Source organism: Streptomyces krungchingensis (genome assembly GCF_054729265.1).
Map to the genome: position 1 here is coordinate 4,064,252 of NZ_JBPUKY010000001.1, position 16,884 is coordinate 4,081,135.

The following is a 16,884-nucleotide window of genomic DNA, read 5'->3' on the forward strand; positions in this document are numbered from 1 at the left end:
AGCCGCGGGAAGCGACCCCGGCGGACCTCTTCTCCCAGTTGGCCCCGGGTGCTCGGGGCCTGTCCACTCCAATTGGTCTGCCTGGGCGGTCGCTGCTCCATCGGAGGCTTGCTGCGGCTTCGATGGCCATTGAGTTGCGCAGCCGGCCGCCCCGGCTGTGACGGACCCCTTTTCCCGGGACCGAGCGGCTGATCGCGCTGCCCGGGGCACGGGCGCCGACCGGGCTGGAGCCCGGGGGAGACAGGAGGCCGTGGCCGCTGCCACGCTGATTCTCTGACGGCATTCCGGCGCACCGTGCCCCACGGTCTCCTTGCCACGGCAATCCAAAAGAGCGCCGCTTACGTAAGCTGAATGCAGCCGCGACCAGGGATACGTCCCTGGGCAGGCGGCGACCGCCTTGGCCGCGATGATCAATTCTTTCCATAGAGACCCGACGAGCACGGCGCACCCCCTCGCACTTCGCAGGGGTGGTCAGCGGCCGAATCCCCCTCGTTGCGCTCCGAAGTGGCGCCGGCTCGATGGTCTGCAGCTCCCGCTCCCCGCGGAGGTCCGGGTGAAAGTTGTCGCTGGTCTTCCCCGATGTGAGACGTATGCGCAGTGCGCGTACCTGGCTCCGGGCGTGTTCCGGATGCACGGCGAGGAAGCGCTCAAGTACGACTCGAACCCCGATGACGCCCAGCACGAGCGGGTGCTGCGCGCCGCGGCGGCCTGCCCGGTCCAGGCGATCCTGGTCGACCAGCTGGAGCGGCTGGAGACACCGGTGGAGGCGTCGCCGTCATGACCAGTGCCGACGATCCGCAGGCGTTCAAGCGCGACGGCCGCATCGTGATCGTCGGAGCCTCGCTGGCGGGGCTGCGGGCCGCGGAGGCGCTGCGCGCCGAGGGTTTCACCGGCTCGCTGACCATGATCGGCGACGAGCCGGCCGAGCCCTACGACCGGCCTCCCCTGTCCAAACAGGTACTGACCGGATGGGTGCCCGCCTGCGACACCACTTTGCCCCGCCGTCGCGACATCGATGCGGAGTGGCTGCTGGGGGTGCCCGCCAGCGGGCTGGACCTCGCGACGAACCACGTCCTGCTCGCCGACGGACGCGGGGTTCCCTTCGACCGGGTGCTGATCTCCACCGGGGTACGGGCCCGGCCCTGGTTCATCGAGAGCGAGGCGGCCCTGGACGGGGTGTTCGTCGTGCGTACGCGCGAGCACGCCGAAAGCCTGCAGCGGGCCCTCGCCGCCGGACCGAGCCGCGTTCTGATCATCGGCGCGGGATTCACCGGCTCCGAGATCGCCTCCGTCTGCCGCGAGCGGGACATCCCGGTGACCGTCGCCGAACTCGCGCAGGCCCCGCTGGTCGGGGCGCTCGGCGCCATGATCGGTGAGGTCGCGGCGGACATGCAGCGCGCGCACGGCGTCGACCTGCGCTGCGGCGTCAAGGTGACCCGGCTGGAGGGCGACGCGCGGGGACGATTTCGCCGTGCTCACTTCGCCGACGGCGATACGGTCGACGCCGATGTGGTGGTGGTGGCACTCGGGAGCATCCGCAACACCGAGTGGCTGCGGGAATCGAAGCTGGCGGCGGGCGTGTGGGGAGTCACCTGCGACACGGGCTGCCGCGCCCTCGACGTCAACGGCCGCGTCACCGACGACGTCTTCGCCGCGGGAGACGTGGCCCTGTGCCCGAACCCGATCTACGAATACCGGCTCATCTCTCTGGAGCACTGGGCCAACGCCGTGGAGCAGGCCGAGGTCGCGGCGCACAACATGGTCAGCGCCCAGGCCGACCACCGGCCCCACCTGTCCATCCCGTTGTTCTGGTCGATCCAGTTCGGCGCCAACATCAAGTCCGTCGGCGTACCGACCTTCGCCGACGAGGCCGTCGTCACCCATGGATCACTGGACGACCGCCGCTTCGTCACCGCATACGGCTATCGGGGCCGCGTCACGGCCGCCGTGAGCTTCGACGACGCCAGGTGGCTGGACCACTACCGGCGGTTGATCGAGACGGCGGCACCTTTCCCGCCCTCCTGCCCCACGCCGGACCAGCCGGCCGACATGAATCCGGTGCCCGTCGACTTCCCCGGCCCCACCCTGCTCGCCCAGGGAGCCACGGTGGTCGTCACAGGCCATGACCCGGGTGAGCGCCGCGTCACGGCCGTGCGCCGGCATCGGCGGGAGGAAGGCCGGACGACCACGGCCGAGACGCCCGGCACCCTGCAACGGATCTTCGACTACTCCTCCCGGGCCGACCCGTACCCGCTGTACGCCGAGCTGCGCAGGACGCCGGTGGCCCGGCAGGAGGACGGCAGCTACGTCATCAGTACCTATCGCGAGATCAGGGACACACTGAATGACCCGCACCTGAGCTCCGACCTGCGCAATCTGTCCCGTCCGCCGTCGGTCGAGGGAGGGGCCACGTCCTCGTTCATCCACAAGGACCCGCCCGAGCACGACCGCCTGCGGCACACGGCGATGCGTCACTTCGGCCCCCCACACACACCTGGGCTGGTGACCGGGCTCGAAGGCTTCCTGACCGCCACCGTCGGCACCCTGATCGACGATGTGGCGGGCAAGGAGCGGATCGACATCGTCGACGACTTCGCCTTCCCGCTCCCCGTCACAGTGATCTGCCACCTGCTCGGCGTGCCACGCGAGGACGAACCGAGGTTCCACCTCTGGGTGCACGACATCATGAACTCGGTCGACTACGACCCCGAGACCGACCCGAAGGAGAAACTGGACAAGGGCGTACAGGCCCGCAAGGACGTGCGCCAGTGCCTCGTCGGGCTGGTGGAACAGCGCCACGGCCGGCCGGGCGACGATCTGTTGGGCCGGCTGGCCGACGACGACGGGCCCGACGGTCGGATGACCGACGCCGAAATCGTCGCCACCGCCAAACTGCTGCTCATCGCCGGCCACGAGACCGTCGTCAACCTCATCACCAACGGCATGCTCACGCTGCTGCGCCACCCGCACGTGCTGCAGCGGCTGCGCGACGACCCGGACCTCGTCGTCCCGCTGGTCGAGGAACTCCTGCGCTACGAGCCTCCCGTGCACATCATTCCCTGGCGGGCGGCCTACAGCGACATCACCGTCGCCGACACCGTCATCCCCAAGGGCTCCCGGATCATGCTCATGCTGGCCTCGGGCAACCGCGATCCTGACCGCTTCCACGAGCCCGACCGCTTCGACCCCGACCGGCGGGACAACCAGCACCTCGGCTTCGGCAGCGGCATCCACCTGTGCTTCGGCGGCCCACTGGCCCGACGGGAAACTCAGATCGCGCTGACCGAGCTCGTACGCCGCCTCGACCGCCCCAGACTGGTCACCGATCCACCGCCGTACCGACGCAGCCCCGTGCTTCGCGGCCCGATCCATCTGCACGTCGAACAGGGCGCCGACTGACGCGACAGGCGAGGGCAGTTGACCGGACCACCCTCATGGGCGGACCTCGCCGATCATCTGTCGGCGGCAGTAACCCTCCGGCCGCCCGCCAAGGCCCGAACACACAGCACCGCCAGGTGAAGGCTTGATCACCACCGGGCCGGTCGAGGGGCGGTCCATTCCGTGGCGGGCTGCCTTCGGCTGTCGCGAGATCCGCACCCGGGCCGGGTTGACCCTCGACCTTGTGCAGGGTCCAGAGTGCTGGGTGTGGAGAACGACATGCGCAGCATTGGCGAGATGGCCCGCGAGAGCGGTCTGGGCGTGAGCGCCCTGCGGTTCTACGACCGTGCCGGTGTGCTGGTCCCGGCCTGGGTGGATCCGGTGAGCGGCTACCGCTGGTACGAACCGGAGCAGCTCGAAGAGGCCCGGCTGCTGGCCCGCTTGCGCCGGGCCGGAATGCCACTGCCGGACATCAGGCTGGTGCTGGCCAGCTGGTCCGGCGCGGACACCGATCTGGTCCGGAAACTGCTCGAGGGGCACCTGCGCCGTCTCGAACAGGAACTGTCCGACGCCCGCGGCGAGTTCTCCGCGCTCCGAGCACTACTCGATCACCGGGAGAATGCCATGACTTCGCTCCGCATCGCCACCGTCCGGCTGTCCGGCGCCGCACCCGAGCTGGCGGCCGCGCTGGACGCGGTCCGCTTCGCGGCGAGCACGGACCCTGAACTGCCGATGCTCGGCGGGGTCCTGTTCGACATCGAGGGCGAGAGACTCCACGTCGTCGCCACCGACCGGTACCGGATGGCTGTCGCGCAGGCCGATGTCGCCGGGCACGACGGGAGTCGGGTGCAGGTCGTCGTGCCCACCCCGCTCGTCGACGCGATGCGGGCGCTGTTGGACGGCGAGGGACCTGTGCGGCTGTCTGTCGACGGTGACCGCGTGACGCTGGAGGCGGGAGACAGGCAGGCAGCCGGTCAGTGCCTCGACCACGACTTCCCCGACTACCGTCGTCTCCTCCCCCGGGCCGCGGGGCGCCGCGCCGTCGTCGAGGTGGCGGCCTTCCGGAAAGCCCTGGAGACCGGTCCTGTCCGCTGCGGAGGGGCCGGAGCGCCCGACCTCAGTGTGCTCAGCGTGGAGGACGGCGGCACGGCGACCCTTTGCACGGACGGTGACGCAGACCCGAACCGCATCGCCGTCAACCGGGAGTTCCTGCTGGACGCGCTGACCGCCGGGACCCGGGACCGACTGATTCTCGAACTCGACACCCCCGCAACGCCGATCGCGATCCGCTGGCCCGACGACGAGGGCACCTTCTCGATCCTGATGCCGGTCCGCCTGGAGGACTGACGGTCCACTCACCCTGACCGGCTCGCCCAGACCTGTCGGACGCAGCCGGCTCAGGGCGCCGGCGAACCCATCGACGGCGACGGACGCGCCATCGTCGATCGAACGAACCCGCACCATGGCGCCCGGGCCGCCCATGGAAGCCGTCACGGTTCGTCCGATACGCCCTCCGGCCCTCCGGCTGACGAGTTGTCCCGCGCATGTCCCGTGACGCGGCGATCAAGTAGTCGGTTCGCGGCCAGGATCACCCGGATCAGTCATCCTTCCGACTGAATTCGTCCGTGCACCCCCCGGACGTCATGTCCTGAGTGAAGCAGGCGACGAAGGAGCTCGGGGAGCCGTAGAAGGCGAGTTTCATGCCCTCGCAGTCCACGCCGTCGAAGGTGACCTCGCCATACGTTCCGGAGAGGGACACGGTTCCCCGTTGCCGGTCGGCGATCCCGGAGCAGTCGGCGCCGACGTCCGCCTTGTCCAAGCCCTTGGCCGTGAACGTGCCGTCGTCCTTGAACTCAACCGTCCTCCCGGCGAAGTCCGACCACACGCCCGTCAGCTGATCGACGGTGTCGACCTCGACCGGGTAGTCGGAGCAGGAGGCCAACAGGAATGTCGCCGCACATACCGACGCAGCGCCCATGAACGCACGTCGTATCCGCTGATGCTGTTCGGCAGCCATACGGCCCTGCCCCTCGTGTCTCGCACATGCCCGGTAACCACGCCTCAAGGAAGCGGCGAACATCATTTTGAACGTGTTCAAATCCTGATGTCAATGGGCGGGGGCCCGCTTCGCGACGACGGGATCGCGTGTCTCACTCACGTCAGCGAGAGTGGCCGCTCGATGCCGGCGCCGGACCCGCGTTCTTGACCGTCAGGGGCAGCGGCTTCTCGCCGGTCGGGCCGATTGGTAGGGCCGTATCCATCTGCGGGCAGTCAGGCACCCAGGGGGACACGGCTGCACTCGGTGATCCTTCCTCACCTACGGTGGATCACCTCTGGTGGCTTGCAGTCGCGGTCCCGAAGGATCGCGGTGATCCTGTCAGGGGAGCGTGGCCGGCTTCGCACGGGCATGGTGCGTCAGTGACCGCGCGCGCTGGACAGGAAGGCAGCGGCCATGACAGCAGTGCCTGGCGAGACACAGAGAGGGCGCGGGGGCCCCGACAGCAGCGAAATCAACGGCCCGTCCCTGTTCGCGGGGGCCATGCTGCTGCTCAGCGGGCCGCTCAGCATTCTCATGGGGGCATCCGGCATCGCACAGGACAACGTGTTCTCCGCGTCCCGGTACGCCTACCGATTCGACCTGACCGCTTGGGGCTGGATTCACCTTTTGATCGGAGTGGCGCTGGTCATTGCCGGCCTGGGGGTCTTGACGAACAAGAGCTGGGGTCGCGGGGCAGGCACAGCGGTGGCAGGGGTCAGCCTGATCACCCAGTTCATGTTCGTTCCGTACTATCCGGCGTGGTCCATCCCCGTGATGACACTCGATCTCCTGATCATCTTTGCGCTGACGAGGTTCCATGCCGGAACCGGCGGAGGTCGGTGAACCCGACCCCATCCGGAAGACCCCGCTCACTCCGGCCAGTTCGTTCGCGGCGCGGTGCGGCGTGCGCGGCCGCGCTGTGGGCGGTGAGGGACAGCCGATATCGTCGGGCGCCATGACCGACTGGACCGGGGTACGCGAGCGGGTTCTGGCTCTGGCCGCAGGCTCGAGCAGCAACAAGGTGTTCGGGTCGATGGGGCACGGCTTTGTGCTCGACGCACCTCTGACGGCGGCCGAGGTGGCCGATCTCGAGGCCTGGTTGAGTGTTGAGCTGCCCGAGGACTATCGCTCGTTCCTCCTGCACGTCGGCGCCGGCGGAGCTGGTCCGGCTTACGGCGTTTTTCCGGTGCGGCGCGTGGACTCCGGCGGTTGGCGCTGGATGGGCGATGCCCCTGAGGAGGTCGAGCCGGGCATGGCCGCCGAGTTGTTTCCGGGCGGGGCGGATCCGGAGGCAGCAGTAGAGATCCTGGCCGAGCAGCCGTTCGTGGAGGACTTCGACGACCTCGCCGATTTCGAAGCGGCCCTTGAGGTGTGGGAAGAGCGTCTGGCAGATGTGCAGTACGACCCCCGCTCTACCGCGGGCGCGCTGTGCCTGTGTGATGAGGGCTGCGGGCTGACGGCCTGGCTGGTCGTCACGGGATCGGAGCGCGGCCGCATATGGCGTGACCCGCGCTCCGATGGCAAGGATCTGCATCCGGTACGTGACGCCGGCGGCTCTCTGCTGGACTTCGCAGGTTGGTATCTGGGATGGCTCACGGCCGCCGAGGCTGCCTGCGGCTCGGACCAATAGCAAGGCATCTGCTGTCGACCTCGGCGAGGCGCGACTTCTACGCCTGCCACCGGTTCATTGGTCTCTGAGGGTGCACGCCCCTGCCAGGCGATCTCTGCCTCGGCGAGCGGGGCGAACACCCGGTCCGCCTCCTCCCGTGGCCCCTGCGCGCGCTCCGGTGCGGCCGGCTCCCGCTCCTCCAGCAGAGGATGTGGGTGTCCCTCTGCGGACAGACAACGCAGTCCGTGGATCACTCTTGGCTCGGGGTTGGACTCCTAGACCGTCCCTAGACCGCGAGCAGCCCGGCGAGCGTCAAAGCTCCCACAGCGAAGAGGATCCGCCGCTTCCTCCAGCCTGGTCCCGAAGCCTGTCGGGTCAACTCCCAGACGGCCATCAGACCGCCACCGAGGCCCAGCGCGCTCCGCAGCAAGAAGACGCCGGTGTGCACGGGGAGCCTCCAAGGGGCTTCGAATGGAGGGTAAGGCTACCCCTGGTGATGATGCTGGCAAGATCTGCTGGGGAGGGGTGGGCATGGACATCGTGGAACTCATGGAATGGCTGATCGAGCAGGGGTGCTGCGCAGTCCTCAAAGCTGACGGCGAGCGCACCCCGGGCACACGATGGATGGTGATCGTCTCTGGCGGAGCCTTGGGCCAGGATTCGTTCTTCCGTACTGACCAGCCCTCGCCGGACGCATGTCTTCAAGATCTGCTTGATCACCTCGAGACTGCCGGGCTCTCTCCCTTCGACTGACGGCCGACGGCCGCACTGATCTCGAAAACCGTCAGCCAGGCTGAGCGATCTGCTTCCCGTCGGTCGGCCCGGCCGGCTTCTGTCGTGACGGCTGCGGTGCTGCCCCGCTGTACATCCGCTGATGTGGTGCTGCTCGGCGCAAGGGTCTACGAAGCGCCAAATACCTCATCGACGCTGCGGGGCTCTGTCCGCGGCTGCTTGTTGAGCTTGTGGCGTTCGATGGAGGATCGCCGGTAGACCTCCTTGCGGGCCCGCATGATGTTGCCCAGGGGCGCGTGCTCGGCGGTGACCCGCCAGGGCGTGAAGGACAGCGCGTCCATCTTCTCCAGATTCTCCGGCGCGGAGATGTCCTGCTGCGGCAGCCGCAGCTTGGCCACGGTGACGGACGGCGAGAGTTGCTCGGGCCACTCCACCGTGGTGTCCTCCACCGGCATGCGCTCCAGGTCGGTGCAGAGCTGGACCTGGATGTCGAAGGCGTAGGGCCGCTCCTGCAGCTCGGCCTGCAGGGCCGGCCGAAAGACCTCCGCCGCCGAGGTCGGGTCGATGGTGCGCCGGACCACCGCGGCGGCGGCGGACGGGTCGGGGGTGATGCGCACCTTGGCGATGTAGTCCCCGTGCCGGACCGCGCCCATGGTCCAGTAGCTCGACAGCAATATGTTTGCGGGAGGGGTCTTCGACAGGCGCAGGAAGGCCAGGAACTCGTCCCACGCCCAGTTGTCCTGGTCCAGCGTTCCCTTTCCGGTCACAAAATCGGTGAAGAAGCGATGTGCGCCGGGTCGGCCCTGGGCGAAGTAGGCCGGCGCGCTCAGGAACAGTTCCTGGATGAACAGGTAGTGCTCGACCGTATTGCAGAAGAAGACCGGTCCGTTGATGTTGGCGTAGTCGAACGTGCCCGTGTCCGGTTCGTCCTCCAGCAGGGTCGGGCCGGGGATGTCGAACATCTTCAGCGCCAGTCCGGTGGCGGCGCCCAGTCGCGCGTCGGCTCCGGCGTGGGGTGAGCCGTTGGAGAAGCGGATGAGCGCGTCGTGGGTTCCCGGGGTGGCGTAGATGCCTTGGGCGTACTCGGGGGGAAGCCCGTCCAGGATCTCCACCTCCCCCCGGACCAGCCCGTAGCCCTTGGCATGGGCGTCGCGCAGGGCCCGCCCGGTGCCGCCGGCCTCGACCGACTCGGCGATGTAGTTCTCGGTCTTCTCGATCACCGTCTGCACGTTGCGGTCGAAGTCCGGGTCGTCGTCTTCGACGTCAGGTGTGTAGCGGACGAACTGTGCTGCCATGACTCCGACCTCTCCTCCTGGAGACCGTGATCACACCTCAGCGGCTCGGGACTGCCTTCAGCCCTCCAGTTCGGCGAGCCAGCGCAAGGCGCGCAGACCCGGCACGAAGCAGTACTCGCCGCCTCGGATGACTACGAAGCTGGGCAGGTGCTGCAGGCGACGCCGGACCGGCTTCTCCGGGATGGTGAGGCTGCCGGTTCCGCCGTGGTGCCCGGCTACCGGGTCCTTCTCGCCGGGGTAGCCGATGAAGTTTCCGTCGTTGACCCATTCGGCCTTGATGAACTCGAACTGCCGTTCAAGGTGGGCTCCGAGGAAGACTCCGACCAGGCCGCGGTCGGCGCCGTCGTCCTCCAGCACGCCCTCGGGCAGCGGCGGGCCGTAGGTGGTGCCGCGGCGGATGAGGCGGTGCATCCGCGCGTCGCCGATGATCGTCGAATCCCGGGGGTTGACGCGCCGGACATGGGCACCGGCGGGGCACCGGAACCCTCGGTCGTCGTTCTCCCGGTACAGGAAGTTGTTGACGCGGTGCGGATCGGCCGCCAGCTCCGGATCATCGTGCTCCGGCGTCAGCGTCAAGGGCGCCCCGCTGGGCCAGCGGCCGACCATCTTCGCCGCCAGGAGTGTCTCCTCCTCGGCGTTGGAGCTGTTCGCACGGAGGAACCGGCGCCAGGCCGCCACGTCGGTGTGGGCCTTGCGAACGGCGGCGTAGGTGCCGTTGCGTCCCAGCACATCAGGTTGGGGCATGGGGGGCAGGCTGCCGGTTTCGTCGGGGTAGCCGAGGATGAACTCGCCGGCCTTGATGGGGGTCTCCTGCGGGTTGGAGCCGGGCAGGCCGACACCCTCGATGTTCGGATGGCTGATGCCGTCACGGAATCCGAAGGTGGTACGCCCGGTCGGGAGCTGGTGGACGTCCTGCTGCCAGATCACCTCGACACCGGGTGTGTCCTCGTAGGCGACACGGGCCCGCTCCAGCTCCTTGTCCAGCTGCGCCATATCGGAGGAGAGGGCACTCAGCGCGATGTGGACTTCGCCGGTTCCGAACGGTGCCTCCCAATGGGCCGGTGCACTCTCGCCCACGTCGCCGATCAGCTCCGCCCGTGCGGCCATGCCCTCACGGAACGCCTGCGGAAAGCTGTCCAGCGATTCCTGCGGCACCCCCAGGGCCCTCAGCCCCTCAAAGGTGAACGCCACAGCCACCCACGCATCCTGACCACGGTCCGCGCTCGGCAGGCCACCCGAGGTCAACGGGAGGAGCCGCCGCAGCAGGGCGCGCCCTGCGTGCCGGTCATCGACGCGCAGGAAGACGTACTTCCCGTGGTACGGAACGGGCCGTGGGCGCAGTGCCCCGCTCTGGACGTCATCGATCTCGACGCGTACGGGGCCCGCGGTGCCGCTTGCCGTCGTGCTCATGATCGTTTGTGCTCCGTATCGGTCTCGTCCTGGGCAGCCCGACAGGGACCGGCCGCACCCGCCGTCGCGGTCCGCCGGCGTCGGACCGGCCATGAACGCTGGACGTGTCGCTCGCGACATGCCTAGCTCGCGGCCAGCTCCAGCAGCCTCTGAAAGGCGGGCGTGGCCACCAACTCCGCGTTGGCCGGGTTCTCCAACGCCGGCCGGAACTCAGGGGTGTCCAGCAGGGTGCCGATCTGTCGTATCGCCCCACGGTTCCCCTCGCCGGCCGACTTTCCTTCGATATCGGCCAGCAATGCACGCAGCGCTTCCGTATGCCCCGGCTTGATCTTGGTGAAGACGCTGAACTCGCTTGCGACCCCCTCCGACCTGCCCGGCCGCTCGGGGTGCGTCGGCTGGGCTGCACCTGGCGTCGCAGTCATCCTTGGATTCTTCCTTCGACGGATCGGGCTCTGAGCGTTGTGTTCGGACCCTAGGCCGAGGCTTCCTCCAGCAGTTTCTGGAAGGCGGGTGTGCCCACCAACGCCGAATTGGCCGGGTTGTCCAACATGGCCCGGAATTCGGCGGTGTCCAGCACATCCTGGAACGCGTCGTCCACGCGCTGGTCCTTGTAGATCTGCTGAACGGTCAGGTCGGGGTAGGCGCTGACGAAGACCCCCGCGGGCTGCTGGTGGGCGAGGAACCAGTCCTTGACCCCTGGATCTTTGATGCCGGGGAACCCTTCGCTGTGTGAGAAGACCTTGTCGAAGCGGGCCCCGACCACCGTCTTGGCGAAGTCGTCGATGTAGGTGTCCCAGGAGCCGTCGAAGACGCTGGCGAACATGAACCTGGTGTCGTTGTCGAAAATGACGTGCCGTGCGTCGTGCAGCGTGCCGATCTGGCGCAGCGCCGCATGGACATTCTCGTCATTCGCCGCGTCGCCGAGCCAAGTGAGATCCTCACGCAACGCATCCGCCTCGCCCGGCTTGATCTTGGTGAAGACGGTGAACTCGTTACTGACCCCATCCGTCCTGCCCGGGTGCTCAGGGTGAGCCGGCTGGGTCGCGCCTGTCGCAGCCATCGCGAGGTCCTCCTGTCACAGATCGTCGCGAGGGTCACCAAGCGCCCGAACATGGGACGCCATCGCCCCCACACATCAATCCTCACTGCGGATGCACTGCCTCGCATCCCGGGCCCTGGGCATTGTGGTCGCCTGGGCGGATTCCCGGGAAACTCCGGTCCCTGGGGGGCCAGCCTGTCCCCTCCCGTCCCAAGAAACTCCTGAGGACAGGTTCGGCCAGGCGCAGGAAGATGGAACCGGTGAGACGTGCCGTGCACGTCGTCGTCACCCTTCACGGGCAGCCACTGCCCCACAGTCGTGAAGACGGTGGCGCAGCCGATCAGACACCAGCCCGTTGCGCCGCCGAGGCGGTCGGAGCACCATCTCGCGCCGAGCTCTGCTCACCTTGATCGCCACCCTGACCCCATACGGAGGCAATCATGGGCGCAGTTCTCGGTGACGTGCTGGGTTTCGCGGCTGCCGTCGCGGTCAGCCCGCTTCCGATCATCGCCATCATCCTCATACTTGCCACGCCTCGGGGACGTCTCAACGGAGTCCTCTTCACCGTCGGCTGGATCCTGGGGCTCTCGGCACTGGGCGCGGTCATGCTGGCGATCGCTTCCCCCGCAGGTGCCTCCGCCCACAAGGAGCCGGCCACCTGGGTGGGAGCCCTCAAGCTCGCCCTGGGCCTGTTCCTCCTCCTCTTCGGCGCCCGGCAATGGCACCGGCGCCCGAAGGATCCCTCGCAAGCTCAGCTGCCGAAGTGGATGGGCGCGATCGACCACCTCACGCCGATCAAGGTCTTCGGACTCGGACTGGCCCTGGCCGCGCTCAACGCCAAGAACGCCCCGCTGACCATCGCCGCGGCCGCCTCCATCGGCTCCGCCGGACTGCCGGTCGGGGAGCAGATCGGCTCGCTGGCAATCTTCGTCCTGGTCGCCACTCTCGGCCTGCTGGCCCCGCTGGCAGTCTTCCTGCTCGGTGGAGAGCGATCCAGGACCAGGCTCGGAAGCTGGAAGGACTGGGCAGCCCAGAACAACGTCGCCGTGATGGCGGTCCTGTTCTTCGTTCTCGGCCTGAAACTGCTCGGTGACGGCATCGGCATCCTCACCTCCTGACACAGCAGACCCACCCGAGGCAGGGTTCGCGGTGGAGACGCCCACAGAGCCGGCAGGTGTACGCAACCGGGGAGGAGAGGTGCGTCAGTAGCCGGTGCCGCGCTTGACCTGGGCCCGCTCGTTCTCATGGGCCGCACCCTTGTCGTCCAACGTGCGACACGCGTCCTCGATGTCCTGGCTCAGGCGATCGATCTGCTCACGGCTCAGGGTCTCCTTGACCAGGGCACGCATGATCTTCACCCGCTCCGCGTCGGGCGGGAGCGTGTACGCCGGCACCATCCAGCCGCGCTCGGCCGACAGCTGCCAGGCGACGTCGGACTCGTCGTAGGCGTGCTTGCCGTCGAGACGGAAAGCCACCAGCGGCAGCTGCTCGAGGCCACTCCCGATCACTTCGAAGCGACCGCCGCTACGCAGGTTGTCCGCCAATGCGTGGGCGTTCTCCTGCAACATCTTCATGACGTAGGTGTAGCCCTGGCGACCGAGCCGGACGAAGTTGTAGTACTGCGCGAGCACCATCGACGCGCCGGTGGAGAAGTTCAGCGTGAACGTCGCGTCGGTCTTGCCCAAGTAGTTCTCGTGGAACACGAGGTCCTTGGGCAGGTCGGACTCCTCGCGGAAGACCAGCCAGCCGATGCCGGGGTAGACCAGCCCGTATTTGTGTCCCGAGACGTTGATCGAACGGACCTGCTCGAGCCGGAAGTCCCATTTCGAGTCCGGGTAGAGGAAGGGCCACACGAATGCGCCACTGGCTCCGTCGACGTGGATCGGGATGTCGAGGTCCCGCTCCTTGCGGACGTCGCGCAGGAGCTTGTCGATCCCGACGACGTCGTCCTTGTGACCGGTGAACGTGGTGCCGAGCACGGCGACGACGCCGATCGTGTTCTCGTCGAGGTGAGGCTCCACGTCCTCCGGACCGATCGTGTACTTGCCCTCGGCAAGCGGCACGATCCGCGGCTCGACGTCGAAGTAGCGGCAGAACTTCTCCCAGACGACGTGGACGTCCCCGCCGAAGACCAGGTTGGGTCGGTCGACCGACAGATTGGCCGCCTGGCGGCGCTCCCGCCACTTCCACTTCAGCGACAGCGCCCCGAGCATGATCGCCTCGGACGAGCCCTGGGTCCGGCATCCCGTTGTCCTGCCCGGCGCGTTGAAGAGGTCGGCGAGCATGCGCACGCAACGCTGCTCGATCTCGGCGGAGATCGGGTACTCCGCATGGTCGATGAAATTGCGGTGGAGATTCTCGGCAATGATCCGTTGCGCCTGCGGCTCCATCCACGTGGTGACGAACGTGGCGAGGTTACGCTGTGGGTCGCCCTCCATGGCGAGGTCCACATCCAGCAGCCTCATCGCGTCCGTCGCATCCATGCCTTCCTCGGGGAAAGCCTCCGAAGGAGCGGGCACGGTCAAGAACCTGTTGCCGAAAAGGTCCGCGTCGTCACGCCTAGTCATATGACGATTCAAACAGCGCCGGTACCTGCCTCGGTGAGGGACACACCGAAATGGCGGCTCCGAACTTCCGGCGGCCCTGCACGCACGGAACAGCCCCTGCTTCGGGACGAGGTACCGACCAGAACTTCAAAGGTGGCCTCAACCGGTCTCGGTCGCACAGCAGCGCCGGACTGCAGTCAGACCCGCTCCACCTCGGAGACGATCCCCGAAACTCGTCCAGGCTCTGGCAACGGCGTCCAGGGGGACACCGTCGGCGCAGACGGGCGAGTGCGCGAAGCGCCGGCCGAAGACAGTGCGGCAGCCACCTCGGCCTCGCTCACCCCTGCAAGGCCCTCGATCACCCGACCGAGCGCCCCGCTCACCTCAGTGCGTGTGACCGCTCGAAGCCGGCGTCGGGCCGGCGTTCTTGACCGTCAGAGGCAGGAGCTTCTGGCCCGTGGGGCCGATCTGAATGTGGGTGTCCATCTGCGGGCAGGCTCAGCAATAGTCCCGAGATCACCCCGGCTACTCCACCTCGATGCCGTAATCCTGGACGAGTTCCTCCAGGCCTCCCCTGTAGCCCTTTCCGCCCAGTACGAAGTCCCAGTCGCCACTTGACCTACGGCGGAAGGAACCGAGGACCAACGCCGTTTCGCCTACGCGTCCGTCAGAGACCTCAAGCCGGTCGAGGTCGCTCATCGACCGGTCGAGCAACCGGATACAGGCATCAGTGAACCCGGAAAGATCCGCGTCCGGATTGACCTCAGGGTCCACGGCCGCGACGAGGACGAACCGGTCGGCGCCCTGTGGCAGCGCGTTGAAGGCGACTCTGATCGCCGCCTTGTCTGGCGCCGAGGCCGGCACCGCGCGTACCGAACCGTCAGGGGTCTGCGGGTTGTTGAAGAAGACGAAGTGGTCCTCGGTGAGGACTCGGTTGCCCGTGCAGACCAGTGCACAGACGTCCAGCGCAACGTTGCCGGACCACATCATGCCGAGCACGTTGTAGTCATCAGACGAAGTCGCGGGACCTGTCGGCTCAGGCTGCGCGGGAGCCGGTCGCCCGCCGTCTCCCAGCCGTCCGCGGAGTCCGTGCCGGTGCAGCAGGTCGACGAGTTCGCCACCCGAGATCAGCTCCAGCGGCTTGCCGCGGGCGAAGGTGTGCGAACCGGGGCCGAATCCCGACGTCGTCACCAGAACGCCCTTGTTGGCGCCCGCGTCCTGCACCGTGCCATACAGGTCGCGTACCGCGGTGGGCGGGACGGTGTTCCGGTACCGCTTCACCTGGACGACGATCTTGCCGCCCCGGATGGGAGTCGGGTCCAGCGCGTCGACATCCACGCCGCCGTCGTTCGAACGCTGCGTCGTCACCGCCTGCATACCCATGGCGCGGAAGAGGTCGGCGACGAGGGCTTCAAATGCGAGCGGATCCATGTCGTACAGGTCCGGCTCCTCGCCCCCACCGCCATGAGTGACGACCTGGTTCCCGACCTCCTCGGGCTGCCGGCTCGGCCGCACGGACGTGAGCTGGTCAGGCCGGACCGTGAGCTGCCCCCGAAGCGCCTCTGTCAGGCAGCTGGTCGCGTCCACCTGTTCCAAGTACAAGTCTGTGAAGGCGGCTCGCTCGGCCATGACGGTGGCCAGGAAGATCTGGGACTGCCTGCCCGTCGCGGGGTCGGGGGCGTCGACGAAGCCGTTCAAGGCGACCGAATCCAGAATGCGGTGCTCGTCCGCAGCGAAGAGCTGGTGCAGAACCAGCAGCACGCTCTGCGCCAGTACCTCTCGGTACAGTGCGCGGCGTTGCGTCACGGGGCGCGCCGTCTCCTTGTCCTGGTCCTGGGTCGGTACGTACCTCACCGCCTTGGCCTCCGGCACGACCTCATAACCCGACAGCTCCCAGTTCAGCACCAACTGCCTGGCCGCCGGATCGAAGGCGGCCGCCAATTGCCGGGGAAAGCCTTCAGGCCAGGCGGTCGACGCATAGAGGGCAGCGGAGAAGTACTCGACCACGAGGTCAGGGTCACCCCGCCTGACACCTGCCACCACCTCGGTGATGCCCGCGTTGTGCCGTCGCACCTCGGCTCTGTGCGCCTCAGCCCTCTGCTCATAATCCTGCTGTAATGCAGTCAGTTGCTGCTGACGCTGCGCTTCGGCAACCTGCGCCTGGTGCCAATCGTGCTCGAAACGGGCCCGCGCCTCGGCCTCCGCCTGGGCACGCCGGTTGGCCGTCCAGCCGCCCTGTGCCCGGTACTGACTCTGATCCGGCATACGCACCGGCCACGCGAGCGGGCCCGGGTCGAACGGCGGGACGTCTTCCACCCGCATCAAGGACGCTGCCCTGAAAGCAGACGCCCGGCATCCTTCGCTCAGCAATCCCTGCAGTGTCGCGACCTGCGCATCCAGCTCGTCCGTCCGTCGCCTGGCCTCCGCCTGCCGGTACTCCCGGTACTCCTGGGCCGCTCGTCGCTGGTGGGCACGCGCCGCTCGGTCTTCCTCTCGACGCCGCCTCTGCTCGGCCTCGATCTGGCGCTGGTACGCACGCTGCGCCTCGGCCCATGTGTTGACGAATCCAGCAGAGCGACGACTCATACGCTCAGGCCCTCCCCAGGACGTCGGCAGCACCGACCAAACTTTGGTTGCCCCCGCAACCAGTTGTGACAAAACGACTTTATCCAGCAATCACCGTCCCGAACATCCGCTTGCCACGGGCGGCTGAAATCAGTGGTCCGCGCAGGTCTCAGCGCGCGCACAGCGCCGCGGTGCCATGTCCTACGAGGCCTCCAGCCCCACCCAGAAACGGCGTAGCCCCCTCCGAATCGAAGGGGGCTTCGCGACGTCTA

The 16,884-nt window shown here is 67.8% G+C and carries 14 protein-coding genes and 1 pseudogene; 8 read left to right on the plus strand and 7 right to left on the minus strand.

Going from position 1 to position 16,884, the window contains the following annotated elements; all coding sequences use genetic code 11:
• Positions 1-553: 553 nt before the first annotated feature.
• The 4 genes and pseudogenes from ACSYGO_RS18020 to ACSYGO_RS18035 all read left to right on the plus strand — a co-directional run bounded on the left by ACSYGO_RS18020 (position 554) and on the right by ACSYGO_RS18035 (position 4,725).
• Positions 554-781: a ferredoxin gene (locus tag ACSYGO_RS18020; RefSeq protein WP_460387053.1), complete on the plus strand. Its 228-nt coding sequence runs from the start codon at positions 554-556 to the stop codon at positions 779-781.
• Positions 778-2,148: pseudogene (locus ACSYGO_RS18025) on the plus strand (NAD(P)/FAD-dependent oxidoreductase); the annotation flags it as partial. The gene ACSYGO_RS18020 and the pseudogene ACSYGO_RS18025, both read left to right, overlap by 4 nt.
• A gap of 132 nt (positions 2,149-2,280) precedes the next feature.
• Positions 2,281-3,399: a cytochrome P450 gene (locus ACSYGO_RS18030; protein ID WP_460389730.1), complete on the plus strand. Its 1,119-nt coding sequence runs from the start codon at positions 2,281-2,283 to the stop codon at positions 3,397-3,399.
• Between the two features lie 258 nt (positions 3,400-3,657).
• The gene (locus ACSYGO_RS18035) at positions 3,658-4,725 is read left to right on the plus strand and encodes a DNA polymerase III subunit beta family protein (protein WP_460387054.1); all 1,068 of its coding nucleotides are present in this window, start codon (positions 3,658-3,660) and stop codon (positions 4,723-4,725) included.
• A 250-nt stretch (positions 4,726-4,975) separates the two neighbouring features.
• On the opposite strand, the gene ACSYGO_RS18040 is transcribed toward ACSYGO_RS18035, so the two are convergent.
• A complete protein-coding gene (locus tag ACSYGO_RS18040) occupies positions 4,976-5,395 on the minus strand; it encodes a hypothetical protein (RefSeq protein ID WP_460387055.1) in 420 nt (139 codons plus the stop codon).
• Positions 5,396-5,830: 435 nt separating this feature from the next.
• On the opposite strand from ACSYGO_RS18040, the gene ACSYGO_RS18045 reads away from it, so the two are divergent.
• From ACSYGO_RS18045 to ACSYGO_RS18055, 3 genes are all read left to right on the plus strand, one after another.
• A complete protein-coding gene (locus ACSYGO_RS18045; protein WP_426682389.1) occupies positions 5,831-6,259 on the plus strand; it encodes a DUF7144 family membrane protein in 429 nt (142 codons plus the stop codon).
• Positions 6,260-6,371: 112 nt separating this feature from the next.
• A complete protein-coding gene (locus ACSYGO_RS18050; protein ID WP_432186683.1) occupies positions 6,372-7,046 on the plus strand; it encodes an SMI1/KNR4 family protein in 675 nt (224 codons plus the stop codon).
• Between the two features lie 510 nt (positions 7,047-7,556).
• Complete coding sequence (locus ACSYGO_RS18055) at positions 7,557-7,778, plus strand: hypothetical protein (protein WP_460387056.1); 222 nt, start codon at positions 7,557-7,559, stop codon at positions 7,776-7,778.
• A 146-nt stretch (positions 7,779-7,924) separates the two neighbouring features.
• Here ACSYGO_RS18055 and ACSYGO_RS18060 read toward each other — a convergent pair whose 3' ends face one another.
• The 4 genes from ACSYGO_RS18060 to ACSYGO_RS18075 form a co-directional block, all read right to left on the minus strand.
• On the minus strand, positions 7,925-9,052 hold the full coding sequence (locus ACSYGO_RS18060; RefSeq protein WP_460387057.1) for a catalase family protein: 1,128 nt from the start codon (positions 9,050-9,052) through the stop codon (positions 7,925-7,927).
• A gap of 57 nt (positions 9,053-9,109) precedes the next feature.
• Positions 9,110-10,462, minus strand: coding sequence for a Dyp-type peroxidase (locus tag ACSYGO_RS18065; protein ID WP_460387058.1), 1,353 nt, complete (start codon positions 10,460-10,462; stop codon positions 9,110-9,112).
• Between the two features lie 122 nt (positions 10,463-10,584).
• A complete protein-coding gene (locus ACSYGO_RS18070; RefSeq protein WP_426682395.1) occupies positions 10,585-10,884 on the minus strand; it encodes a hypothetical protein in 300 nt (99 codons plus the stop codon).
• 50 nt (positions 10,885-10,934) lie between these two features.
• Complete coding sequence (locus tag ACSYGO_RS18075; RefSeq protein WP_426682396.1) at positions 10,935-11,522, minus strand: hypothetical protein; 588 nt, start codon at positions 11,520-11,522, stop codon at positions 10,935-10,937.
• A 419-nt stretch (positions 11,523-11,941) separates the two neighbouring features.
• Here ACSYGO_RS18075 and ACSYGO_RS18080 point away from each other — a divergent pair, with 419 nt between their 5' ends.
• Entirely contained in the window at positions 11,942-12,619 is a 678-nt protein-coding gene (locus ACSYGO_RS18080; protein WP_460387059.1) for a GAP family protein, read from the plus strand.
• An 84-nt stretch (positions 12,620-12,703) separates the two neighbouring features.
• On the opposite strand, the gene ACSYGO_RS18085 is transcribed toward ACSYGO_RS18080, so the two are convergent.
• Positions 12,704-14,068, minus strand: a complete 1,365-nt coding sequence (locus ACSYGO_RS18085) for a glutamate decarboxylase (protein ID WP_435220509.1) — start codon at positions 14,066-14,068, stop codon at positions 12,704-12,706.
• A gap of 504 nt (positions 14,069-14,572) precedes the next feature.
• Entirely contained in the window at positions 14,573-16,633 is a 2,061-nt protein-coding gene (locus ACSYGO_RS18090; protein WP_460387060.1) for a restriction endonuclease, read from the minus strand.
• Positions 16,634-16,884 lie beyond the last annotated feature (251 nt).